This is a genomic window from [Clostridium] scindens ATCC 35704 (assembly GCF_004295125.1).
Classification (GTDB): domain Bacteria; phylum Bacillota; class Clostridia; order Lachnospirales; family Lachnospiraceae; genus Clostridium_AP; species Clostridium_AP scindens.
In genome coordinates this window covers 1,345,308-1,369,703 of sequence record NZ_CP036170.1, presented here as the reverse complement: position 1 = coordinate 1,369,703, position 24,396 = coordinate 1,345,308, and the positions used below count along the sequence as shown (strand labels likewise).

The following is a 24,396-nucleotide window of genomic DNA, read 5'->3' as shown; positions in this document are numbered from 1 at the left end:
ATTATAAGGAGGAGCAACATGGTAAATAAGCAGAAAATATTAATTGTGGACGATGATGAGAACATTGCCGAACTCATCTCCTTGTATCTTACCAAGGAATGTTTTGATACGATGATGGTCCACGACGGGGAAAAGGCCTTGATTGCCTACGACACTTACCACCCCAGCCTGATTCTTCTGGACCTGATGCTTCCGGGCATCGACGGCTATCAGGTATGCCGGGAGATCCGGGCCAAGTCCAACGTGCCTATCATCATGCTTTCCGCCAAAGGAGAGGTATTTGACAAGGTGCTGGGACTGGAACTGGGGGCTGACGACTATATGATGAAGCCTTTTGATTCTAAGGAACTGGTGGCCAGAGTGAAGGCAGTCCTTCGCCGCTACCAGGCGATCCCGAAGCCCGAGATTCCGGGCGAGGATAAGGGAAAATGCGTGGAATATCCGGGAATCACCATTAATCTTACCAACTACTCCGTCATTGTGGACGGAGAAACGGTAGATATGCCTCCAAAGGAACTGGAACTGCTGTATTTCCTTGCCGCCTCCCCCAACCAGGTCTTTACCAGGGAACAGCTTCTGGATCAGATCTGGGGCTATGAGTACATTGGAGACACGCGTACGGTGGACGTACATATCAAGCGTCTCCGGGAGAAGATCAAGGATCACAGCGACTGGAGCCTGAGCACCGTCTGGGGCATTGGCTATAAATTCGAAGTCAAATAGATAAAGAGGAACCTTCATGCGCAGCACTTTATATCTGAAATTTATCATCATGTATATCATATTCGGCTTTCTCAGCCTCTTTACCGTTGCCACGCTGACGGCCGGACTGACCAACGGGCCGTTAAAGGAAAATGTCTCTTCCAGCATGTACCGGGAGGCCAGCCTGGTGGCCGCGGACTATCTGCCCAAATATTTTTCCGGCCAGATAACCGCCTCCGACGTCCATCTGCAGCTGACAGGGATCGAGTCCCAACTGGGGGCATCCGTCTGGTTCGTGGATCGCAACGGAGAGGTTATTAGTTCTGCCCAGTCAGAGACCTATCCCCTCTCCCCCGCCGTCATCGAGGACTTTGACCCGGCAGAGGGCGGAGGCTCCCAGTACCAGATAGGGACCTATCATGACTTGTTCAAGGAAGACGTCATCACCGTCGTTGCGCCTGTCGTATATGGGTATTCCCCCAACGGCTATCTGCTGATCCACAAGTACGTATCTGACTTGGAAGATGTTCAGAAGATTCTTATGCAGGCTGCCTACATAACGCTGATCGTCATCTTCCTGCTGTCCTTCATCATCCTTCTGGGATTCCAGTTCTTCGTATACCGACCCCTGCGCAAGATTACGGAGGCCGCCACCCAGTATGCCACAGGCAACCTGGATTACGAGATCCCCGTAGATACGGAGGACGAGATGGGCTACCTGTCTGCCTCCTTAAACTACATGTCCTCCCAGTTGAAAGATATGGAAGACTACCAGAAGAAGTTCGTAGCCAACGTATCCCACGACTTTCGCTCTCCCCTCACTTCCATCAAAGGGTATGTAGAAGCCATGACGGATGGAACCATACCGCCGGAAATGCATGAAAAATACCTGAAGATCATCCTCTTTGAGACAGAGCGGCTGACAGACCTGACCCAGGATCTCCTGACCCTGAACGAATTTGATACGAAAAATATTCTTCTGACCAAGGAAGTTTTTGATATTCATGAGATGATCAAGAACGTGGCCGCTGCCTTTGAAGGCACCTGCACACAGAAGAAAATATCCATAGAATTAATATTTGCCACCAAGTACTTAAACGTAACTGCCGACAAGCGCAAGATCCAGCAAGTCCTCTACAACCTGCTGGACAATGCCATCAAGTTCAGCGAGACCGATTCCACCGTCACCATCGAGACCACGGAGCGGGGCGACAAGATCTATACCTCCGTAAAAGATTATGGCATCGGAATCCCAAGGAATGCGCTGAACAAGATCTGGGAACGCTTCTACAAGACCGACCTCTCCCGGGGCAAGGACAAAAAGGGAACCGGGCTGGGACTGGCCATCGTCAAAGAAGCCATACAGGCCCATGGGGAAAATATCAATGTGGTGAGCACGGAAGGCGTGGGGACAGAGTTTATTTTTTCGCTGCCGAAGGCTTGATGCGTGGAATTTAGTGGATTGGCACCGCTGCCCGGTACGCCTCCCCGCGCCGTCCGCTTCCAATCCGCCATCCATTTTATATCACAAAATCACCCTAATACAGCATCTTCGCTACATTCTCGTCTTTCAGTTTCTTCTTCGTCACCCAGGTATAACCCGTATCCACAACCGCTTCGTTCCCCATTTCCAGGGCCGCCCTTGCGGACGCTATGACCGTGGCATAACCCATTCCAAAAGGGTTCTGGACGATCAGGCCGTCGATCTTCCCATCTGAGAGCGCTTTTATTTCTTCTTCATCCGCATCAAATCCCACAAGCGCGATATTTTCTTCTTCCATGCGGTCCAGGCCGTTAAGAGCCACTTTCATCGCATCGCTGTTGGTTGCAAAGCAGCCCTTGGCATCCGGATTCTTAGCCAGCACGTAATCGACCACGTCGTCTTCCGTAATGCTGTCCGGCGTGACTTCATCCTGCTCATCCAGTTTCTCTCCTGTAGCCTCTCCACCCTTTTTATAGGTTCCTGCGTTGATCTCTTCTGCCACCTTTTTCTGCAGATCTGCCAGCTGGTCCAGATGGTAGACATCGCCAATGGTAATGCCCGGATGGTTCTGCTGCATCTCTTCTTTAAATGCATTCTCCCGGTCAATCGCGGCTTTAGACTTTGAATCGTGGGCAAAGAGGATGACTTTGCCGGTTTCCTTCATAATCTCCGCAAGCCTGGATGCCGCTTCCTTAGATGCCGCCTTATTGTCGGTGGCGACTGTGGCCATAAGCCCCTGGTAGTCGCTTCCGGAATCAAAAGCCACGATCGGGATATCACTTTCCGCCGCAAGATCGAACTGTACCTCGCATGCCTTGGCATCTGCTATGGATATGCCAAGGGCAACCGGATATCTCGCCAGTTCCTCATCCAGGATATTCACCTGCTCATCCACATTGTCTGCCGCTGCCGGGCCGCTGTAGGTCACTTTCACCTTGTCTTTGCCCTCGTATCCCAGATTTTTATTGATATCCCTCGCCGCCTGGTCTACGCCCTTTTTCACTTCCTCCCAGAACTGTCCGCCGTCAGCCTTGCCGATCACGGAGATATAGGAACCTGGCTCCAGATTCAGGCCGTTCACGTTATTATACGCCCCCGGCTCTATGATATCCAACTTCCCCTGATATTCCTTCACTTTTACTTTCTGCTTCTCTGCCTGTACAGGCTCCTCTACTTTATCATCACTGCGAGCCGCACATGCACATGTAAGCATCGCTGCACACAATAAAATGGCTATGATACTACTTCTCTTTTTCATTATGCATTCTCTCCCATATTCTAATGTCTACATTCAACAAATTACACTATACACCAAAACGGTGAATAATTGTTGAAATTTTTCTTAATTTTTTACTGGGATTTTTCTTTGCCTGCGAGCAGGAACCGGGCCGAATGTACTAATATTAAAAATGGCGTGTCACCCCTTGTATATTTTGACCGTTTGTATTATGATATGGATAGACTAAATTTGGTTTATGTCTATCTATATAATCAAAAGGAGGGTACATACTATGGCACACGTAATTAGTGATGAGTGCGTAAGCTGTGGAGCTTGCGAGGCAGAATGTCCAGTTGGAGCAATCTCTCAGGGAGCAGATCATTTCGAGATCGATGCTGACGCTTGTGTTGACTGTGGCGCTTGCGCTGCTCAGTGTCCTACAGGAGCAATTTCTCAGGGCTAGTCAGATATGCGGATAATGTTTTAAAAGAGACATTGCATGTCACAATTGTGGACATGCAATTCTTTTTTTTGCCAAAATATCGTCCTTATCTTAGCGTTTTTTGTCCTTAAGAATTTAAAGATATCCATTATCCTCGACGGGTTATGACGGATTCTTCTCCTGCGTCCATGCTATGATATAGAAACCCAGAAGGACAAGTTGTGATAAGGGGGTATAGACTATGGGTAGCAATGCATTAGAACAATTAAAGAGGGAGACAAAAGATGATGCCAAGCTTTACAGCTGCATCAAGGAACTGTACGAGCAAGGGGTGCCTTTCTCCGAATTAAAGGCGCTGATTCCGGATATCCGCAGGACAAGGGAGCAATTACATATCAAGCGAATGCTCGAGAACAACAATGAAGTCCTGCTGTCCATGATCAGCAAAGAAATGTCCTTCCTTCTGGACGCCAAAGAACGTCAGGAGGAGGAGGAATTCAGAAAACTGGACCAGCTCATCCGTCAGCAGCAATCCTTTCGAAAGTCTGCCGCGGGAACCGGCCCAGTGGAAAAACTGAAGAAATTATTCTTGCCTGCTTAGGTTGGCAAACTTCGTATATTCGCCAAGCCAAGCCAGATTAACGGTCCCTACAGGGCCGTTTCTTTGTTTTGCAATGATAATCTCCGCCTGCTTTTTAAACTCTGAATCTTTATTATAATACTCGTCCCTGTAGATAAACATAACCACGTCGGCGTCCTGTTCGATGGCTCCCGACTCTCTCAAGTCTGACAGCATAGGCCGCTTATCCGGCCTGGACTCCACCGCACGGCTAAGCTGAGACAACGCTACCACCGGTACATTCAACTCTCTAGCCAGTCCTTTTAAAGAACGGGAGATCTCTGAGATCTCCTGCTGTCTGGACTCGGAATTCTTGCCCACGCTTCCCGTCATCAACTGAAGGTAATCGATGATGACAATATCCAGCCCGTGCTCCAGCTTATACTTCCTGCACTTGGATCGCAGTTCAGACACCGAGATGCCCGGCGTATCATCGATGATCAGGTTGGATTTGCCGATGATTCCTGCGCCTTCTATCAGTTTCTCCCAATCTGAATCCTTCATATTGCCGGTCCTTAAGGCTTGGGCATCTACCTGGGATTCCAGGGAGAACAGACGATTCACCAGCTGCTCCTTTGACATCTCAAGGCTGAAGATGGCGACGCCTTTATCCTTCTTAAACGCCATATACTGGGCGATGTTAAGGACAAACGCGGTCTTTCCCATAGACGGCCTGGCTGCCACCAGTACCAGATCTGAGGGCTGCAGACCCGAGAGCTTGTAGTCCAGATCAATGAACCCGGTAGGGATCCCGGTAACCGTTCCCTTATTCTTGGATGCTTTCTCGATTCTGTCCAGGGCATTGAGCACGACTTGCTTGATGGGAACATATTCGCCTGTGTTGCGCTTCTGCAGCAGATCGAACACCGCTTTTTCTGTCTTCTCAAGCACTGCCTCCAGGGATTCCTTTCCCGCATAGCAGGTATTCGCGATCTCTTCATTTAACTTGATCAGCTTGCGCATCATAGACTTGTCCGCTACAATCTGCGCATAGTACTTTACATTCGCCGATGTAGGCACGGCAGTCACCAGATCCTTGACGAATTCCAGGCTGGCGACCTCTGCCGGGACGTCCTTCTCCTTCAGCCTCTCCTGCAGAGTGATCAAATCCACCGGCTTGCTTTCATTGAATAGTTCCACCATGGAATCAAAGATAATTCCATAGGCACTCTGATAAAAGTCGTTGCCGGAGATAATCTCAGACGCCGTAGTAATCGCATCCTTATCCATCAGCATCGCGCCTACGACGGACTGCTCCGCCTCTACGCTGTGTGGCATTACTCTTTTAATGAGCGCCTCTTCCATGCTAAGTCTCCTCCTAAGCCTCTTCCGTCACGACCACCTTAAGGTCTGCCGTAACTTTCGGGTGCAGCCTTATGGATACCGTATGCGTTCCCAGCGTCTTGATTGGCTCTTTCAACTGTATTTTTTTCTTGTCAATATCAAGCTCCATCTGTGACTTAACCTCCGCAGCGATTTCCTTGGAAGATACAGAGCCAAATGCCTTGCCGCCCTCTCCCGTCTTGATGGATACTTCAATCTTTCCTGCTTCGATCTCTTTTCCCAATTCCTTTGCCGCTTCATACTGCTCTTGGGCAATCTTGTCTTCGTTAGCCTTCTTAAGCTTCAGGTCATTCAAATTCCTGGAATTGGCTTCCAGGCCCTTTTTCTTCTTTAAAATAAAGTTTCTTGCGTATCCGTCGCTTACCTCTACGATTTCACCCTTCTTTCCAAGGGATTTTACGTCTTCTGTCAATATTACCTTCATCCTAGATGTCTCCTCCTTCTGTCATATCGTTGATTACTTGTTTCAAAGATGCCACGGCTTCCTCCATGTCAGTATGATTGAACTGCGCGCCTGACGCGTTCATATGGCCTCCGCCTCCGAGCCGCTCCATAATGATCTGGACATTCACCTCGTCGATAGAGCGGGCGCTGATATAAATCTTTCCATTGTACTCCGTCAGCACAAAACTTGCCTTGACCTCATTAATATCCAGCAATTCATTAGCTGCCTGGGCCCCTATGATCGTAGGGCTTTCTATATGAAGATTCTCGCCTCTTGCAATGGCAAACTTCTCAAGATAAACTTCCGCGCTGCTGATAATCTCAGCCTTGGCACGGTAGGACTCCATATCATCCCGAAACATCTTGCGGACCAGCGTGATGTCCGCGCCGCAGCGGCGCAGGAACGCTGCCGCCTCGAATGTCCGCACGCCTGTACGGTTCACGAAATTATTGGTATCGATCATGATGCCGGCATAAAGGCTGCTGGCCTCAATCTTTGGAATCTTAATATCATCCACAATATACTGCAGTACCTCTGATACCATCTCGCAGGCCGAGGATGCGTACGGCTCGATATAAGACAGCAGCGCATTGTCGATGTTGTCGCTGCTCTGCCTGTGATGATCCAGTACCACGATCGTCTTGGACTTCTTCAAAAGTTCCTCGCACTCCGTCATCTGAGGGCGGTTCGTGTCTACTACCACCACCATGGAATTCTCGTCGGCAAGATCAATGGCCTGGGACGAGTTAAGGAACAGATCGTCCGGATAGGACGGATCCCGCTCAAAACTTTCATACAGAGGGCGCAGGGACGCGGACACCTCATTGATGATGATGTAAGCCTTCTTCTCCAGAGCCGCCGCCGCGCGGTAGATTCCGATGGCTGCCCCCAGCGCGTCCACATCCGTAAGCTTATGGCCCATCACGAATATCTTATCCTTGACCGTTATGAACTCCCTCAAGGCTTCCGCCTTTACCCGGGCCTTCACGCGGGTATTCTTGGAAGTCTGCTCTCGCTTTCCTCCATAATAGGTAATGCCTTTTCCATCCTTAATGACCGCCTGGTCTCCGCCTCTTGCCAGCGCCAGATCGATCGCCACGCGGGCATAGTTATAACTCTGGGCATAGGCGTCGCAACTAAGGCCAAGGCCGATGCTAAGCGTAGCTGGAATTCCATTTCCGATATTGACGGACTTCACGTCCTCAAGCAGGGAGAACTTATCCTCCTCCAACTGCTTAAAATACTGCTTCTTAAAGACGATGAAGTACTTATCATTCTCCATCTTCTTAACGATGCCGTCCACCTTGGCGATATACTGGTTAATCTTCCGATCCACCAAAGCCACCAGAAGGGACTGTCGCACCTCTTCCACGCTGCTCATGACCTCATCATAGTTATCGATATAGATCAGGCCCGCAATCAACCGCTGCTCTTCCGCCTGCTTGATATACCGGTTCAGTTCCGTTACATCCCTTAAGTATACGGCGATAAAGTATTCCTTCTCCATCGGCATCTCCAGCAGTTGTTCCATATCGCTGAATCCCTCCACGGATACCCTGCGAAGCTCTGCCTTATACTCACGGTCCTCGTAATAGACATCCATCTCTACCGTATCATCAACTTCCTTGGGGAAGATGTTTTTATTCAATTCCGGTATATATTTGCTGATATAGGATTCGCCTTTGGGCTTCCCCCCTAATATCTCCTGAAACTTGTTATTCATCCAGATAGCTTTCCCGTCATCCAGCAGAATAGCATAGGGTACGGCCAGTTCCTTAAGGAGCGTATTCTGCACGATCCCATACTGGGCAGCAAACTCTACCAGGTCTTTCATAATAATGGACTTGCTGTACAGATACAGAACGCCCACCATCATAATATAAATCAGGACAAATATGAACATCAGGGATCCGGCACGACGATTGATCCGGTAGATCCAGATATTCATGGCCACAAGCAGAAGCGCCATGATCGCTGGCCACTGCATGTACAGTCTTAATTGTCCTTTCAAATGCACTTTTCCATTCTCTTTTTGCTTTTCTGACATAACTTCATCCTCTAAATTAATAAAGTTCCCATTTCACAAAACACAATGTATGCAAATATTATACCACTTCTTCGCGCAAAATAAAAGACAGGAATCTCTTCCATTCCGAAGACATTCCTGTCTGCTGCATCATTTTTCTTATTCTTTGTAGCCGTTTGGATTCTGGGACTGCCATCTCCAGGTATCCTCGCACATCTCTTCTAAGCCCCGCTCTGCCTTCCAGCCCAGGACTCTCGCTGCCTTTGCAGGGTCTGCATAGCACATGGCGATATCGCCTTCTCTTCTCGGCTTGATCTCATAAGGGATCTCCTTGCCGCAGGCTTTGGCGAATGCCTTTACCATATCAAGGACTGAATAGCCAACACCGGTTCCCAGATTGATGATATCAAGCCCCGGATTGGTAAAGATATAGTTGATGGCTTTTACATGGCCGCGCGCCAGATCCACAACATGGATATAGTCACGCACGCCCGTTCCATCCGGCGTGTCATAGTCATCGCCGAATACGCCCAGCCTCTCCAGCTTGCCAACTGCAACCTGGGAGATATAAGGCATCAGATTATTCGGGATTCCCTTTGGATCCTCTCCGATACGTCCGCTCTTATGCGCGCCTACCGGGTTGAAGTAGCGCAGCAGGATGACGTTCCATTCCGGATGAGCCTTCTGAAGGTCCGTCATGATCTGCTCCATCATGGACTTGGTCCATCCATACGGATTGGTGCACTGTCCCTTCGGGCATTCTTCCGTGATCGGAATTATCTCCGGGCTTCCGTATACCGTGGCAGAAGAACTGAATACGATGTTCTTCACGCCCACTTTGTCCATCACGCCCATCAGGGTCAATGTTCCGGTTATATTGTTATGGTAGTATTCCAACGGCTTCTGTACAGATTCCCCAACTGCTTTCAGCGCCGCGCAATGGATGACAGCATCGATCCCTTCTGCCTGAAACATTGCTTCCAGCGCGTCTGCGTCCAGTACATCGCCTTCATAGAACTTCAAGGACTTACCCGTCAGTTCTTCTACTCTCTTGACTGATTCCCTGGAAGAGTTGGAAAGATTGTCATAGATGACAACTTCGTAGCCCTCTTCCAGCAGTTCCAGCGCAGTATGGCTTCCTATATAGCCAGCTCCGCCTGTAATCAATATTTTCGCCATTCTTCTACCTCCTAACTGTTACTATACTTCTTAACGATGTCCTGCATAGTATACCACTTTTTCTCCATGTCTTCAACCAACTTGAACTGCGCCCTGCACCTGTCAAGATTGTGTCCATCCCTGTGAATCTTGAAGTAAACGTCCCCCTGGAGATAGTCGGTCAGGAATCTCATTCCGCACTCGAACGTCATCGTCTTGGCGCCCATGGGCATCAGGTTTATCTCTTTCTTCGTCAGTTTTCCGGCGCAGCCTTTGATAAAGCCCTTTGCATACAGGTCAAACAGATCCATGCTGCAGGATACCTTATCCAGATTCTGCTCGTCTTCCGCGGCCGTGCTGGCGCCAAACCTGATCGAGTCCCCAAAATCGTTCATGGCAAGCCCTGGCATGACCGTATCCAGGTCGATCACGCAGATTCCTTTTCCCGTCTTATTATCAATCATAATATTGTTAAGTTTTGTGTCGTTGTGGGTAACCCTAAGCGGGATCTCTCCCTTGGCCTGAAGGTCAGAGAAATAATCCGCGATGTCCTCCCGATCCAGAACGAACTGGATCTCCTTCTTCACGGACGCTGCCCTTCCCATGACATCCTCCTCCACCACTTTCTTAAATGTGGCAAATCTCGCTTTCGTGTCATGGAATCCTACGATCGTCTCATGAAGCGTATCGGCAGGATAGTCCGCCAGCAGCCTCTGGAAATTGCCAAATGCAACGGCGCTCTGGTAAAAATGCTGTGGATTCTCCACCTTGTCATAACTGGTGGCATCCGTAATAAACTTGTAAGAGCGCCAATAGTCGCCGTAGGAGTCCAGATAGTAGGGCTTATCATCCACCGTAGGAATGACATTGAGGGTCTCTCTCTCCGGGTCGCCTCCATTTTCAATGATCCGCTCCCGCAGGTAAGAGGTGACTCCCACGATATTCTCCATCAGTTCTACTGGATTGGAGAATACCTCCTTATTCATTCTCTGTAAGATCACCTTCAGCTGTCCCATCTCCGCAATCTCAAAAGTCAGCAGAAATGTGTCATTGATATGGCCGCTTCCGTAAGGCCGCTCATCTATAAGAATTCCCTTATACTTAAAGTGCGCGACCACTTCGTCTCTTTGCTTCTGTGTCACATGTTCCATTATGCTTCCTCCCAAAGATGCTGAGGATAGCGTCCCTCATCTTTCATCTTCTGTATGGCTTCCACTACCACCGGCTTATCCTCTTTATAAGTCACTCCATACCATTTATCCGCGGACTTGAGGACTGCAACGGTTGCCCGGTCCTCGCCCAGAAGATTGCTGACAACCGTCGGCAGGAAGTACTCACACTTCATCGGATTCTCCTTAAGCCCCTTGTCAAGGAATGCCGGGAATCCTTCTTCTATCTCCTTCAGAATACTCTTGGTAAATCCCCACATATTCATAGATACCGTCGTATCTGCCGGAACAAAGTTCCACGTCTCTCCGTCGTCTTCCGTAAAGGCAATGCCGCCATCGTGCTTCTCGATCCTGGTTCTTTCGTTGATAGCGATCAGTTCGCCCTTTTCATTCATATCGCAGACTCCGCGGGCAACATGCCCGTTGTCTGTCACTGTATTGCCAAGATGGTAGCCCACCATGGTGTAACGGTACTTGTCGTCATCCTGGTGGGATGCTAGATAATCATAGATTAATTTAAATGCTTCCTGCCCGTAATAATCATCTGCATTGATGACTGCAAATGGCCCGTCAATCAAAGAGATACAGCTTAAGACTGCGTGCGCCGTTCCCCATGGCTTCACCCTGCCTTCCGGAACTTCATAGCCCTCCGGAATGCTGGCAAGTTCCTGGTACGCATAGGATACGTCCATATATTTTGCCATACGGTCCCCCACAGCCTCTTTAAAGTCTGCTTCGTTTTCCTTCTTGATGATAAAGATTACTTTTTCAAATCCTGCCTGCTTCGCATCATACATGGAAAAGTCCATGATAATGTGTCCATCTGAGTCTACTGGGTCAATCTGCTTTAATCCACCATAGCGGCTTCCCATTCCTGCCGCCATGATAACCAATACTGGCTTATTCATTGTTCTACCTCCAAGCTTATAAATATGTATGTAATGTTCAAACGACTAGCCCTTGATGCCTCCGGTAACGCCTCCGATAATCTTCTCTGACAGGAAAATATACAGGATAAATGTCGGCAGGAATACGATGATAACTGCCGCGAACATGCCTGACCAGTTTCCTGTGTACTGCATGGACTGGAGCATTCCGTAGAGTCCTACGGCAACCGGACGCAGAGCGTCGTTGTTTGCAAATATTAATGACAGGAAATATTCGTTCCATATATTAATGAAGTTAAAGATCGTAACCGTTACAAGGCCTGACTGCGCCATTGGGAACATGATCTTCCAGAAGGTCTTCGTCGGAGGGCATCCGTCTATGGCTGCCGCCTCTTCATATGTCCGCGACAGGTTTGAGAAGAATGTCAGCAGGAAGATCGTGGTGTATGGAATGTTGATTCCTATATATAAGAAGATCAGCGTAATCTTGCTGGCAAATACGTTGTTCAGAATTCCCATGTTTGCCACTATGCTGAACAGCGGAAGCACGATCATCGTGATCGGAATTCCCATGGCAGACACAAAACTTGTCTGAATTACCTTGTTTCCAAGGAAGGTAAATCTCGACAGTACGTATGCCGCGGGAGCGCAGATCAAAATCAGCAGCACGCATGATACCAGCGCATACAGCAATGAGTTCATGAAGAACGTAGCGACACCTCCGGATCCCCATGCCTGCGCGTAATTCTCAAAATGCAGTCCCGTAGGGAACTTCAGCGCCTTGCCGGCAAAGATATCCGCCGTAGTTGACAGACTGGCCGCAAGTATCCATCCAAGAAGCATGAATGTAAATATTACCCATAAGATGATGACGATATATCCGGGAGCCAGTTTAAATTCTTTTTTCCAATTAATCTTTTCTCTAACCTTTTTTTCTTTTTCCTTAGCCATAACCGCTCCTCCTTTCTAAAATTCAAGATCGTCATCTTTGATAAGTTTGTTACAAATTGTAAATATAATTACGACGCACAGGCAAAGGATAATGCCGATAGCCGCGCCGTATCCGGCATTTCTCTCTGTCACCGCATTGCCGGCTCCGAACGTGTGCATGTACATGTACTGTACCGGCACGATCGTGGCCTTATCCGCCGTAACGGTGGAGAACAGCTGAGACCATACGAAGAATGCCGCCGCACTGACTGACCACATGGTGATATTGGTCTTAAACACGCCTTTTAAGAGAGGAAGTGTCATAAAACGGAACTGCTGCGGCTTATTTGCGCCGTCAATGGTTGCTGCTTCATAAAGATCCGGACTGATTCTCTCGATACCGCTCATCCAGATCAGCATATGGTATCCGATCATGCCGAAGCAGTATGCAAACAGCAATGCCCAGAACTTATGATCCGTGTCCAGCCATGGAGTGTCAGCCAGCTTATGAAGGCCGATGGAATCCAGGAATGACTTTAACAAGCCAAACTTGGAACTGTATACGTACTGCAGCCACATTGTTGCAAGTGCAACCGCGCTGACGATATTCGGCAGATATATGATTGCACGAAATGCTTTTTTCCCACGGACTCCGCTGGTTAGGATTACTGCAAACAGCAGAGATACTGCCAATACAATCGCTCCGCCGATGGCCCAGATCTTGAAAATATTAAACATCGCCGTCTTGAATATTGATGTCGTGAATAGTTTCTGATAGTTCTGTAATCCCACAAATGTCCAATATTCCATGGTATCCGTTACAGACTCAATCTTATACATACTCATCATGATTGTCCTGATAATGGGATATAAGAATACAATGAGGAAGATGATAACCGCAGGCGCAATAAAGCCAATTATCATTTTCTTATTCTTCTTCATTTGCTATGCCCTCCTTTTCCTCTCTATAAAATATGGTGGCAGCGTAGTGTACCGCCCTGCCACCATATTGTGCACTTGTCTTACCTGACAAGTATAACTTTTTTAGTTCTTATTGTCCAGCAGCTTTCGTCATTGCTGTAATGAATCCTGCCGCGTCAATCTTGCCAGCCGCAAGGTCAAGCGTATTCTGCTGAAGTACTGGTGTAAGGTCGTTGTTGCTCTCAACGCCTGCTGCCCAGTCATAGTATGTTGTAGTTGCATCAAAGCCTTCTTTCACGCCAGCCAGTTCTGTCGGCCAAGCATCAGAATTTGCCTTGTCTGTCGGGATGCAAAGAGCTTCTTCCGTCATCTTCTTGTCAAATTCGCCAGTGGTGATATAAGTAATCAGCTCGAATGCTTCGTCAGCCATCTTAGAATCTTTGTTAATTGCAAATACCTGGTTTGCAATGTTGTTGGCTGTGCTGTCATCTGTTCCGTCCGGAACTGATGGATAGTTGAAGTAGCCCCACTCAAGATCGTCTGCTACGGATTCTTTTGCTTCGTTCGGAAGCCAAGATCCACAGATTACGATTGCAGCTTCGCCAGGAGCGAATTCCTGGTTCTGGCCTGCAGGATATTTGTTTGTTGCGATGTTCTTAGAAAAGTAGCCTTTCTCTGCAAAATCAGCAAAACTTTCTGCTGCTGCAAGAACTCTTGGGTCATCCCATTTAACAGATTCGCCGTTTACTTCCTCGCCTGTAACAAGAGACTTTACGCCGTCCTGTCCGATATATCTTGCAAGATGCATTCCGATAAAGGATGTCATATAAGCATCATCAGCTGTGATAGGAGTGATTCCTGCTTCTTTTAACTTCGCACATGCTGCATCCAGTTCTTCCCATGTTGTAGGAACAGCTTCTATGCCTGCTTTGTCAAACAATGTCTTATTGTAGAAGAATCCGAAAATAGAAGGCTGATAAGGAATCGTATGTAATGTGTCATCTCCGTCATGAGTCTGACCATATGCATTACGTGCAATCTTGAACAGCGTCTCATTGCCGTGCTCTGCCTCATAGTCTTTTGCCATGTCTTCCAGATCCATCAGATATTTGCCCCATGTTCCGTTTACACGGTTAACATCTTCGTCAAATAAGTCAATGTTCTGCTTTGCATCCAGTGCTGGCTGAAGTCCTTCACGCTGTCCGTTACGGCCTTTGAACTGAACATCAACCTTCACGCCTGTGTCTTCCGTATACTTAGCGATCGCGTCTTTGATTACCTTTGCCTGTGGCTCATCCTCGCTCCACATTGCCCAGTAAACAAGTTTGTCTCCGCCCTTGCTGCTTCCGCCGTCACCGTCGGTTTTCTTTCCGCCGCAGCCGACTGCCATAGTTGCAACCATCGCTACACACAAAAGCACACTTACAATTTTCTTTTTCATAATACTTTACCTCCTATAAAGATTATCTTGTTGCTTGTATCCATTGTATTATAAAGGTGCACAAAAATCTTTATCTGAAAATATTCTTAATTTGCACTATCCGCATTTTTGTTTTGATTTTATACAAAAAATAAGGTATTATATTAGTAAGAATGACCAAAAAATTTTACCAGACTTTTTATACATTTCACAAAAGAGAGGTTTAGATATGGGATATAATGGAATCAATCTCAGGAACTCAATATCCGTAAGCAAGATATACAGCATACACTACTTTGAATATATGAGCGACTTCACCTTTGAGGGGGAATCCCACAATTTTTGGGAGTTCATCTGCGTAGACAAAGGAGAGGTCGGGGTAACCGCCGGCAAGACATTTACCGTGCTTAAGAAAGGGGATGTGGCATTCCATCAGCCAAATGAATTCCACAATGTAAGGGCTACCGGGGAGACCGCGCCCAATCTTGTGGTAATCTCATTCAAATGCGAGGACGAGGCCATGCGTTTCTTCAAGAAGCGGATTCTGCGGATTGACGAGACGGAACGGAATCTTCTGGCAGACATTATAATAGAAGCAAGGCGATGCTTTGACTGCCGCCTGGACGACCCCTATCTGCAGAATATGCCCCAGAAAGACCCGGATATGTTTGGCGCCGAGCAGTTGATCCGCTTATACCTGGAGCATTTCCTCATCCACCTCATCCGAAGATATTCCAATCCAATCGTGGTGAGAAAGCGGCTCCCTAAGATCGAGCCGCCCAAGGCTACCAAGAGTAAGAGCGACACGGAGATCTTCAACCGGGTGGCGGATTACCTGGAGAGCAACCTGAGTTCCCACGTGACTATCGAGCAGATCTGCCGGGACAACCTGATCGGCCGCTCCCAGCTCCAGAAGATATTCAAGGAGCACTGCAACCTGGGCATTATCGAATACTTTTCCCTTCTTAAGATTAATGCCGCCAAGGAGATGATCCGGACCAATCGTATGAATTTTACTCAGATATCCGAGCACTTAGGCTACACGTCCATCCACTACTTTTCCAGGCAATTCAAAAAGGTGACCGGAATGACGCCTTCTGAATATGCTTCTTCAATTAAAGCAATGGCAGAGGGAAGTTTCTGACTTTCCTCTGCCATTCTTTTCACTCTTATACCTCAATATCCTGCCTTTTATTACAGTTCCCTTCTTCCGGGTCCGGCCTTCCTTATTTCTGAGGCACTTTGGACAATGCCGCAGCATCAGCCACCAGCGTTACATCCTGATGCATCTGAAGGATGGATGCTGGAACCTGAGGAGTAACTGATCCAAAGAAGGCTTTTGCCACAATGTCGGCCTTATCTTCCCCGCTCACTACCACCAGGATCTTCTTTGCCTGCATGATCGTGCCGATTCCCATGGTATATGCCTGTCTGGGAACATCATCCGCGGAAGCGAAGAATCTCTTGTTCGCTTCGATAGTACTCTCCTGAAGATCTACGCAATGGGTAACTTTGTCAAATTCATCTGCCGGCTCATTGAATCCGATATGGCCATTGTGGCCAAGTCCCAGAAGCTGGAGGTCTACACCCCCAAGAGACTGGATCAGCGCCTCATATCTTGCGCATTCCTTATCGCTGTCTGGCTCCGTGCCGTCCGGAAGATGCGTGTTTGCCGGATTGATATTTACCTTGTCAAACAGATTTTCGTGCATAAAGTAGTAGTAACTCTGATCATTGGTTCTTGGAAGCCCCTTGTATTCGTCCAGATTCACGGATTTCACGGTTGAGAAGTCCAGATCCCCGTTCTTGCACCATTCCACCAACTTCTGGTATGCTCCGATTGGCGTAGAGCCTGTTGCCAGTCCCAGTACGCTATCCGGCTTCATAATTACCTGGGCAGAGATAAGATTCGCTGCCTTTCTGCTCATATCCTGATAATCTGCTGCTTTGATGATTCTCATAATACATCCTCCTTGATATACATATTAATATATTGATTTATTTGTTCTTTAGTTCTGGCCCTGCCTCTTGACAATCTCCGCCATAGCAAAAAATTCTGGCAGATGGAAGCTTGGGATAGTCGTCTTGATCGGGGAATAGGAAGCATAATGCTCGATCTCCTTTGCCTCGGATATCTTATAAAAGTTGCAGGTAAAGGTGCTGCCCGCTTGCAGATGAAGCGGTCCGTATATCCTCTCCAGAATGTCTATTCCGATCCGGAAACTGATCGTCCACCGGTCTTCCAGTATCTGCGCCTCGCACGCAAAGCCTTTTAATTCCTCTTTGGTAAAGCAAGTCCGGTAGGTCCGGTCTTTTCCGTATGCAGCCAGCAGCGCCCCATTGGCATTCGCTTCAAAATTCAAATAAGTTGCAAGGCCGCTCCTTTCTTTCTCAGACTCAAACATGAAAAACGCTTCCATCGCGCTATCCCTGTATACCGGATCCAAATCATTTTCATAAGCACGCAGAGGTTCCTTCTCCTCGCATACCATTTTGATATAGAAGCCATCCCCCGGAACAAATCCTATGTATCCGTATGTAGCCGGTATTTCCTTTGTTCCCCACAGAAGACACTCCACATGAAACGGTGATAACTTCTCCAACTCCTTGGCGCTATTGATTACCTCGACCTTCATAGACAATACCCTTGCCAACTCCTTTTCCTTATTTTATTTTTTGTTATCTTCTGCCATTTGCCCCTTGTCCGCTAATTATAATATACCAAAAAACGCTGACAAAAACAAGATTGTGCAAAAGTGAACTCACAAAAGTACAAAAAAAGTCAACAATCGTGCTATTGAAATCCTGAGCAGTATTGCATATACTCAAATATAGATATTGATAAAAGGAGGAGAATTATGTCAAAGACAAAAGGAAGAGTAACCTTGCCAAGCGAGTCGAATTTTCTGGAAGAGACAAAGGAAATGCTTGACCGCTGGGGTGCCGATGCCCTCAGGGACAGCGACGGCACGAAACTTGATGATGAGATTAAGTCTTTGGATGCAAAGATATATACAACCTATTTTGTAGCCAGGGGGCACAATGAATTTGCGAAAGAACACATGGATGAGTGCCAGCAGATGCTTCTGATGTCCAAGCACAATCTTGCGACATCCGATTCTGTTACCATTGATTTCCTGGACGGCTATTATCGCGAGCAGGTGATTGCCGACTATGTACATGACCCGAAGAAATGGTGGGAGGTTATCGATCGCACCACAGGTGATGTCGTACCGGCATCCGGCTGGTCCGTTGACCAGGAAAAAGATCTTGTCACAATCGAGAAGACTGTGCCGTTTCATGAATACACGGTATCCTTCTTCGTATATGCTATCTGGGATCCTACGCAGATGTACAACCACATCACCAATGACTGGGGGGACAAGCCTCACGACATCCCCTTTGATGTACGCCAGGCAAATTCCGGGACATTTGCCAAAGACTACTTGAAGCAGTGGCTGATCGACAACCCGGATACCGATGTCGTGCGGTTCACCACCTTTTTCTATCACTTTACGCTGGTATTCGGCGCCGACCGGAAGGAAAAGTTCGTAGACTGGTTCGGCTATGGCGCTACCGTATCTATCAAGGCGCTGGAAGAATTCGAGCAAGAGTATGGTTACGCGCTGAGGCCGGAAGATATCGTGGACAACGGCTATTACAACTCCACCTTCCGCGTGCCCACCAAAGCCTACCGCCAGTATATGGATTTCATCCAGAGATTCGTTGCCAGAAAGGCAAAAGAACTGGTAGACCTCACCCACGAGGCCGGTAGAGAGGCCATGATGTTCCTGGGAGACAACTGGATCGGAACCGAGCCCTACGGCCCGTATTTTGAAAGCATCGGGCTTGATGCCGTAGTCGGAAGCGTAGGCGGCGGCGCTACCTTGCGTCTCATCTCCGATATACCAGGAGTGAAATATACAGAAGGACGATTCCTTCCCTATTTCTTCCCGGACACCTTCTACGAGGGCAACGATCCCTGCATCGAAGCCATTGACAACTGGCTCAGCGCAAGGCGCGCCCTGATGCGCAACCCGGTAGACAGAATCGGATATGGCGGCTATCTCAGCCTGGCTTATAAATTCCCGAAATTCGTGGATTATATCGAGAAAGTAACGGATGAATTCCGCCTGATCTACGACAACGTAAAAGGCAAAAAGCCCTACAGCGGACTCAAAGTAGCCATCCTCAATTCCTGGGGCAGACTCCGCTCCTGGCAGGCCTACATGGTGGCTCATGCGCTGTGGTACAAGCAGACCTACTCCTACTTCGGAATCCTGGAATCCCTAAGCGGCGCTGCCGTTGACGTGGTATTCCTGAGTTTCGACGATATCCGCGAAAACGGCGTGCCTGCCGATGTGGACGTCATCATCAACGCCGGCGATGCAGGCACTGCTTTCTCCGGCGGCGAGGAGTGGCTGGACGAAACGCTGGTTACTGCCATCCGCAAATGGGTATACGAAGGCGGCGGCTTCATCGGCGTGGGAGAGCCCACTGCCGTACACCACGGGGGGCGCTTCTTCCAACTGGCCGACATCCTGGGCGTTGACAAAGAACTGGGCTACACGCTCTCCACGGACAAGTATTTCACCAAGGCCTTAGATAGCCACTTCATCACCAAAGACCGCACCGCTTGCTGCGAATTCGGAGAAGTAAAGCACGATATCTACGCCCTGTCCGCGGACACGGAGATCATCGAATACTCCAACAACGAAGTCCACATGGCCGCCAACACCTACGGAAAAGGCCGCGGCGTATACATCTCCGGACTTCCATACAGTTACGAGAACACACGACTTCTCATGAGAGCCATGTACTACGCGGCGCACAAAGAAGACGCCTTCCACGTATGGTACGCAGATAACCTGAACTGCGAAGTCAACGCATATCCAGAAAGCGGCAAATACGCGATTCTGAATAACTCCAACGAGACACAGACCACGAAATTCTACGATGGCGATGGCAACTGCAAGACAGTAACCCTGGAGCCCTGCGAGATACGGTGGGAAGAGAAAAAATAACACGTAACAGTTTTCGCATTTACACGTAACAAAACGAAAAAGTGTTACGTGTAAACCCTACACAACTGGTGCGTAAAACTGACTTAACCCCTGTGTCAAATTGAAAATTATCCGTTGCAAAACGTTACTAGGCATTAATAAAAATTACAGGACAACTAAAAAAGGCGGTATATCTGGAATCCTAACATTCGATTCTTGATATATCGCCTTTTTCGTTAACTATTTTCTGTTTAACACACCGCTCTTTTCATTTTTGCACAGGAGTTGGTACGATTCTACACACCAGTTGTGCAGGAAAGGCACGTAACACTTTTGCATTTTGTTACGTGTAAATGCGAAAACTGTTACGTGCATATTATAAACTCTTCCATATCATCCGGTACGTACAGGTTACCATGGTAATACTCCTGCCCTTCTGCTGTGTAGAGTTCTTTCCTCTCTTTCAAATGAGTCTCTTCCGTGTGATAGAGCAAGAGGTTCGGAACCCCCAGTTCTTCTGCCAGCTGGCAGGCTTCTTTTACGGTGCTATGATGCTTTTCATATGGCTTGAACTTATCTGCCTCTGCGTACAGGCAGAAGGCCTCGTGCAAAAGCCAGCTGCTGCCTTTCACATATTCGTAATTCGCTTCGTTATAAGGCTCATCGCCCACACAGGTGAATTTTCCGCCATTCTTAAGTTTCATAGTAAATCCAAATTGTTTTGCTTTTGTGGACGCAATATCGAAAAAGGTTACGGTACATCCCATGATTTCCCGCTGTTCCCCGGATTCCACTTTAACGAACTGGATTCTCTCTCCCATATGCCTGCACACTTTTTTCTGGATGGTCAGGCTGGCGATCGTCTGAATCTTTTCCGCCAATTCCTGATGGCAGTATATCCGCAGGTCGCCTTCATATTTGCCCTGATTCATGCGCTGTCCAATCATGCGGATCAGCCAGATCACTCCCAGCACATGATCAATGTGCTCATGAGTGACGAAAATATTATGAATATCTTCCAATTCAATTCCAGCGTCCTTCAGCAATTTCAGGATCCTGTTACCACCTCCCGCATCCACAAGAAAATATTCCTCCTTATCAGATAGAACGAAACAGGTATTATAGCATTCCGATACCGCAGCATTTCCAGTTCCTAATATTGTCAGTTTCATAGTCCAAATTCTCCATTCTCTAATTCTTCTTTTGTAATCTCCAGATAACTTTCCGGGAAATACTGGATCTTTTCGCAATCCTCCCCCGTCTGCATGAAGATTACAGCATGCGACTCCTGGCCCGAATCGGATTCCCGCCACGACTCGCATTTTACAAGGTCGCCTTCCGCCTTATTAATCCACCATACATCCGTAAAAATTCACGTTTTTACCCTGGTATAAATAGGAGCCTTCTACCTTGATTTTCTGATTCTCTTTATCCTCTTCCTTGTCGCTTTCTGCCAGAGCCTTCCGGTAGTTCACTTCCTCATACCTCACATTGGCGTCATCTTTATACAGCGCATCCGGCAGACAGGCTATTTCCTCATAACTTATCCCCGCATCCTTTGATGGCATTCTATACCAAGCCGTACTTTCCAGCATAGCCTGAAAATAATAATATCCATCCTCCTATAGAAAACCAGATCCTTTTGCTCCTCGCCCTCTTCTTGCTACTCGCAGCGAACGACTCCAGCGTCTTTATCAATGCAATATCTCGAGACAATAACGGCCGCCGAGTCACTGCCGTTCTCCTCACCTTTCTTCCCATCAGATAGAAACGTAATCCTCTCCCGGCTTTCATAACTCTTCTGCTTTTCCTCCAGGTACCGCCGAGCCGCCTGAGCCAAGGCCTTCTAAAATCCTTCCCCTGCATCTCCTCATCTCCCAATTCCGAGTAATCCGAATCAGAACGTACTGAATCAGAATTTTCCGAATCAGAATGTACTGAGTCAGAATGCGTAGAATCAGGCTGCGCAGAATCCACGAGGCCGCAGCCCGCCAACGAAACGCCCGCGCACAAGACCGCCAAAAACACTGCAAGCGATTTTAACCCCATAAACATTCCCGCCTTCAGAGGCATCCACCACCTCTCAGCATTCCGGCATTCCACGGCTATCCTCTGCCTGCTAAGATCTGCACAGGCAACAAGACTATTTCTTCCTAAGCCTGCCGGATGGCAGTTCGCATCTTCCCTATTACCATACACCCAAACGCTGTACAACGAAAAAAGGATGTCCCTCATCGGGACATCCTCAACACGCTCTCATAGTAACAGTCTATCATTAGTCCTGTACGTATGGCATCAGAGCAACGTGGCGTGCTCTCTTGATTGCTACCGTAAGCGCTCTCTGGTGCTTAGCGCAGTTTCCGGTAATTCTTCTAGGAAGAATCTTACCTCTTTCAGAGATGTATTTTCTTAACTTTGCTACATCCTTGTAGTCAATCTCGTTATTCTCTTTGCCACAGAATACGCAAACTTTCTTTCTTCTGCGTCCGCCGCCTCTTCTCTTGAAGCCGCCTTCCGGACGATTTCCTTTATCGTAAGCCATTGCACAATTCTCCTTTCATAATCTGATGAGATTCTGCCTTGCTATCCTTAGCAGAACCTAATTAAACGGTAATTCTTCATCAATTCCATCCGGAATATTCATGAAGCCGTCACCTGCGTCAGATGCTGGTGCTGGTGCCGGTGTGGGAGCCGCCGCACGAAATCCGCCTGCGTTAGCATCGCTTACAGCCTTGCTTTCTGCAAATTCCTGGTCTTCGACTACGACATCGGTGGTATATACCTTCTGTCCGTCTTTGTTCGTATAACTTCCCGTCTGGATACGTCCGGTTACGATAACCTTCAGGCCCTGGCGAAAATACTTCTCTGCAAATTCCCCGCTTTTTCCGAATGCCACGCATCCGATAAAGTCTGCTGTCTGGTCTCCGTCGCTGCCCCGTCTGAATCTACGGTCAACAGCCAGCGTATATCTGGCAATTGCCATCGGATTATCTCCCTGCGAATATCTTACTTCAGGATCTCTTGTCAAGCGTCCCATCAAAATTACTTTATTCATATAATTACCTCTACTTCCTGCTTATGCTTCCTGTCTAACGCATAAATATCTGAGCACGTTGTCCATAATGCGGATTCTCTGTTCAATCTCGCCTGGAACATCAGATTCAGATTCGAAGTGGATGAAATAGTAATATGCTTCTTTCATCTTCTGAATTTCGTAAGCCAATCTCTTCTTACCCCATTCATCGACGTCAGAGATCTTGCCACCGAAACGTTCAACTAATGCTTTAACTTTTTCGATAACCTGTGCTCTCTCGTCATCTTCGATTTTTGCACTGACAACAACTGCTAATTCATATTTGTTCATGTCGTCTTGCACCTCCTTCTGGTCTTTTGGCCCCCGCTCATCTTGTGTGGGAGCAAGGATATCCGCCAGCCTGAGCCTACGGATGTTAATGTATCACGAGTTAATATGATAGCATAATTCGGTGCTTGTTTCAAGACTTTTTCTTTAAATCCTTAGTATTTTTTTCCACCAGTCTGCGCGCGATCATAATCTGGTGCCCGCATCCTGTGCATTTCAGCCGGAAGTCCGCTCCGACCCTTAGGATTTCCCAGTCCTTGCTCCCGCAAGGGTGTGGTTTTTTCATGGTTACGATGTCCCCTACTTCATAGATATATCCATTTTTCATTGCTCCTTCAGATTCACCTCTTTTTCTTTTACTCCCCGCACCACGAAGCGGTGATTGTCGCTGGCGCTGGTGCAGGTGGACAAGGTCACGATGGTACTCTGCGCATTCAGTTCCACCCCTGTATCATACAGGGACACCTCTTTCGTCATATTCAGGAAAGACTGGCAGGCCTCATCCGACTCAAAGGACGTAAGATAGGTATCCGAAGTATCCTCTACCTGTCCCGCCGAATAAATATGATACGTGATCTCCCTGCCATCCGGCGTATAGATATAAAAATACGGATTGCTCTCCCAGAAAGACTTTTCTTCATAATCCTGCAGATGCCGGAACATGGAGCCATCCTTCATGCGATGTCCGTAGATGATGGTATTCTTGTCCATAAAGTCCGCATTGTTATCGACATTCAGGAAGATTGCCCCAAGGGTATTCTCATTTGCCGAAAACGTCTTCTTCAAGTATTCGCTGTTATCCTTTCCTTTTACGATCGGATAACTGATCTGGGACGGCTCCGGATGGAATCTTATCCATCCGATGGTATCTGGATTCATCTGCATCAGTTCGTCAAAATTGACGCTGAACTGGTCTTCCCCAGCGCTCTTCTTTTCTTCCACCGCAAGCTTCCGAACTTTGTCGTATTCGCTTCTGCCGTCATGATAGCCTTTCAGAATCTTGAAGAGCTGGAACGCCGAAAAACAGAATACGGCAAGCGCGACTACCAGTATGATCGTAGAAAAAATCCCTGCTTTCTTCTTTTTCTTTCTTCCTCTATGATACCGTTTATCCCGGATGTCCCTTCCCCGGCCTTCATCTTTTCCAATGCGGTCTGCGCTGCCGCTATTTCTGCCGCTCTTATTACCGCCGTTATTATTTCTACTGCTATTATTTCTATTATTATTGCTTCTGTGCTTCTTGTCTTCCTTCATGCCAATCCTCTCG

26 protein-coding genes are annotated in these 24,396 nt (G+C 47.8%); 6 read left to right on the top strand and 20 right to left on the bottom strand.

What is annotated here, in order from left to right; translation table 11 throughout:
* Positions 1-18 precede the first annotated feature (18 nt).
* On the top strand, positions 19-723 hold the full coding sequence (locus HDCHBGLK_RS07035; RefSeq protein WP_004607903.1) for a response regulator transcription factor: 705 nt from the start codon (positions 19-21) through the stop codon (positions 721-723).
* Positions 724-739: 16 nt separating this feature from the next.
* Positions 740-2,146, top strand: coding sequence for a sensor histidine kinase (locus tag HDCHBGLK_RS07030; protein WP_004607904.1), 1,407 nt, complete (start codon positions 740-742; stop codon positions 2,144-2,146).
* 94 nt (positions 2,147-2,240) lie between these two features.
* Here HDCHBGLK_RS07030 and HDCHBGLK_RS07025 read toward each other — a convergent pair whose 3' ends face one another.
* On the bottom strand, positions 2,241-3,443 hold the full coding sequence (locus HDCHBGLK_RS07025; RefSeq protein WP_004607905.1) for a substrate-binding domain-containing protein: 1,203 nt from the start codon (positions 3,441-3,443) through the stop codon (positions 2,241-2,243).
* 253 nt (positions 3,444-3,696) lie between these two features.
* Here HDCHBGLK_RS07025 and HDCHBGLK_RS07020 point away from each other — a divergent pair, with 253 nt between their 5' ends.
* Together HDCHBGLK_RS07020 and HDCHBGLK_RS07015 are read left to right on the top strand one after the other, a co-directional pair.
* A complete protein-coding gene (locus HDCHBGLK_RS07020) occupies positions 3,697-3,867 on the top strand; it encodes a DUF362 domain-containing protein (protein ID WP_009247925.1) in 171 nt (56 codons plus the stop codon).
* Positions 3,868-4,087: 220 nt separating this feature from the next.
* Positions 4,088-4,447, top strand: a complete 360-nt coding sequence (locus HDCHBGLK_RS07015) for a hypothetical protein (RefSeq protein ID WP_004607908.1) — start codon at positions 4,088-4,090, stop codon at positions 4,445-4,447.
* Here the strand turns inward: HDCHBGLK_RS07015 and dnaB are convergent.
* The 9 genes from dnaB to HDCHBGLK_RS06970 all read right to left on the bottom strand — a co-directional run bounded on the left by dnaB (position 4,430) and on the right by HDCHBGLK_RS06970 (position 14,786).
* Entirely contained in the window at positions 4,430-5,770 is a 1,341-nt protein-coding gene (gene dnaB / locus HDCHBGLK_RS07010; RefSeq protein ID WP_004607909.1) for a replicative DNA helicase, read from the bottom strand. The genes HDCHBGLK_RS07015 and dnaB overlap by 18 nt on opposite strands.
* Before the next feature lie 13 nt (positions 5,771-5,783).
* Positions 5,784-6,233, bottom strand: coding sequence for a 50S ribosomal protein L9 (gene rplI / locus HDCHBGLK_RS07005; RefSeq protein ID WP_004607910.1), 450 nt, complete (start codon positions 6,231-6,233; stop codon positions 5,784-5,786).
* A 1-nt stretch (position 6,234) separates the two neighbouring features.
* Positions 6,235-8,301: a DHH family phosphoesterase gene (locus tag HDCHBGLK_RS07000; RefSeq protein ID WP_004607911.1), complete on the bottom strand. Its 2,067-nt coding sequence runs from the start codon at positions 8,299-8,301 to the stop codon at positions 6,235-6,237.
* A 138-nt stretch (positions 8,302-8,439) separates the two neighbouring features.
* Positions 8,440-9,459 (bottom strand): UDP-glucose 4-epimerase GalE, encoded by a 1,020-nt coding sequence (gene galE / locus HDCHBGLK_RS06995; RefSeq protein ID WP_004607912.1) that lies wholly within the window; start codon positions 9,457-9,459, stop codon positions 8,440-8,442.
* Positions 9,460-9,470: 11 nt separating this feature from the next.
* Positions 9,471-10,589 (bottom strand): phosphotransferase enzyme family protein, encoded by a 1,119-nt coding sequence (locus tag HDCHBGLK_RS06990; RefSeq protein WP_004607913.1) that lies wholly within the window; start codon positions 10,587-10,589, stop codon positions 9,471-9,473.
* Positions 10,589-11,515 carry a nucleotidyltransferase family protein gene (locus tag HDCHBGLK_RS06985; RefSeq protein WP_004607914.1) on the bottom strand — a complete coding sequence of 309 codons (927 nt, stop codon included), beginning with the start codon at positions 11,513-11,515 and terminating at the stop codon, positions 10,589-10,591. The genes HDCHBGLK_RS06990 and HDCHBGLK_RS06985 overlap by 1 nt, the downstream gene beginning before the upstream one ends.
* A 45-nt stretch (positions 11,516-11,560) precedes the next feature.
* Positions 11,561-12,445 (bottom strand): carbohydrate ABC transporter permease, encoded by an 885-nt coding sequence (locus HDCHBGLK_RS06980; RefSeq protein ID WP_004607915.1) that lies wholly within the window; start codon positions 12,443-12,445, stop codon positions 11,561-11,563.
* 15 nt (positions 12,446-12,460) lie between these two features.
* On the bottom strand, positions 12,461-13,366 hold the full coding sequence (locus HDCHBGLK_RS06975) for a carbohydrate ABC transporter permease (protein WP_004607916.1): 906 nt from the start codon (positions 13,364-13,366) through the stop codon (positions 12,461-12,463).
* A 109-nt stretch (positions 13,367-13,475) separates the two neighbouring features.
* Complete coding sequence (locus tag HDCHBGLK_RS06970; protein ID WP_004607917.1) at positions 13,476-14,786, bottom strand: ABC transporter substrate-binding protein; 1,311 nt, start codon at positions 14,784-14,786, stop codon at positions 13,476-13,478.
* A 208-nt stretch (positions 14,787-14,994) separates the two neighbouring features.
* On the opposite strand from HDCHBGLK_RS06970, the gene HDCHBGLK_RS06965 reads away from it, so the two are divergent.
* Entirely contained in the window at positions 14,995-15,909 is a 915-nt protein-coding gene (locus tag HDCHBGLK_RS06965) for an AraC family transcriptional regulator (protein ID WP_009247931.1), read from the top strand.
* A gap of 82 nt (positions 15,910-15,991) precedes the next feature.
* Here HDCHBGLK_RS06965 and nagB read toward each other — a convergent pair whose 3' ends face one another.
* Positions 15,992-16,726, bottom strand: a complete 735-nt coding sequence (nagB, locus tag HDCHBGLK_RS06960; protein ID WP_004607919.1) for a glucosamine-6-phosphate deaminase — start codon at positions 16,724-16,726, stop codon at positions 15,992-15,994.
* Positions 16,727-16,774: 48 nt separating this feature from the next.
* Positions 16,775-17,401: a carbohydrate-binding family 9-like protein gene (locus HDCHBGLK_RS06955; RefSeq protein WP_004607920.1), complete on the bottom strand. Its 627-nt coding sequence runs from the start codon at positions 17,399-17,401 to the stop codon at positions 16,775-16,777.
* A 222-nt stretch (positions 17,402-17,623) separates the two neighbouring features.
* Between HDCHBGLK_RS06955 and gnpA the strand changes: the two genes are divergently transcribed.
* Positions 17,624-19,789, top strand: a complete 2,166-nt coding sequence (gene gnpA, locus HDCHBGLK_RS06950; RefSeq protein ID WP_004607921.1) for a 1,3-beta-galactosyl-N-acetylhexosamine phosphorylase — start codon at positions 17,624-17,626, stop codon at positions 19,787-19,789.
* Positions 19,790-20,133: 344 nt separating this feature from the next.
* Here gnpA and HDCHBGLK_RS06945 read toward each other — a convergent pair whose 3' ends face one another.
* The 8 genes from HDCHBGLK_RS06945 to srtB all read right to left on the bottom strand — a co-directional run bounded on the left by HDCHBGLK_RS06945 (position 20,134) and on the right by srtB (position 24,383).
* The gene (locus tag HDCHBGLK_RS06945) at positions 20,134-20,940 is read right to left on the bottom strand and encodes an MBL fold metallo-hydrolase (protein WP_004607922.1); all 807 of its coding nucleotides are present in this window, start codon (positions 20,938-20,940) and stop codon (positions 20,134-20,136) included.
* A 174-nt stretch (positions 20,941-21,114) separates the two neighbouring features.
* Complete coding sequence (locus HDCHBGLK_RS06940) at positions 21,115-21,336, bottom strand: hypothetical protein (protein ID WP_004607923.1); 222 nt, start codon at positions 21,334-21,336, stop codon at positions 21,115-21,117.
* Position 21,337: 1 nt separating this feature from the next.
* Positions 21,338-22,003, bottom strand: coding sequence for a hypothetical protein (locus tag HDCHBGLK_RS06935; RefSeq protein ID WP_004607924.1), 666 nt, complete (start codon positions 22,001-22,003; stop codon positions 21,338-21,340).
* A 40-nt stretch (positions 22,004-22,043) separates the two neighbouring features.
* Positions 22,044-22,310, bottom strand: a complete 267-nt coding sequence (rpsR, locus tag HDCHBGLK_RS06930; RefSeq protein WP_004607925.1) for a 30S ribosomal protein S18 — start codon at positions 22,308-22,310, stop codon at positions 22,044-22,046.
* A gap of 57 nt (positions 22,311-22,367) precedes the next feature.
* Positions 22,368-22,823 carry a single-stranded DNA-binding protein gene (locus HDCHBGLK_RS06925; RefSeq protein WP_004607926.1) on the bottom strand — a complete coding sequence of 152 codons (456 nt, stop codon included), beginning with the start codon at positions 22,821-22,823 and terminating at the stop codon, positions 22,368-22,370.
* 21 nt (positions 22,824-22,844) lie between these two features.
* On the bottom strand, positions 22,845-23,132 hold the full coding sequence (gene rpsF, locus HDCHBGLK_RS06920; protein ID WP_004607927.1) for a 30S ribosomal protein S6: 288 nt from the start codon (positions 23,130-23,132) through the stop codon (positions 22,845-22,847).
* Positions 23,133-23,262: 130 nt separating this feature from the next.
* Positions 23,263-23,457 (bottom strand): DUF951 domain-containing protein, encoded by a 195-nt coding sequence (locus tag HDCHBGLK_RS06915; protein ID WP_004607928.1) that lies wholly within the window; start codon positions 23,455-23,457, stop codon positions 23,263-23,265.
* Complete coding sequence (gene srtB / locus HDCHBGLK_RS06910) at positions 23,454-24,383, bottom strand: class B sortase (RefSeq protein ID WP_009247935.1); 930 nt, start codon at positions 24,381-24,383, stop codon at positions 23,454-23,456. Before srtB ends, HDCHBGLK_RS06915 begins: the two co-directional genes overlap by 4 nt.
* Positions 24,384-24,396 lie beyond the last annotated feature (13 nt).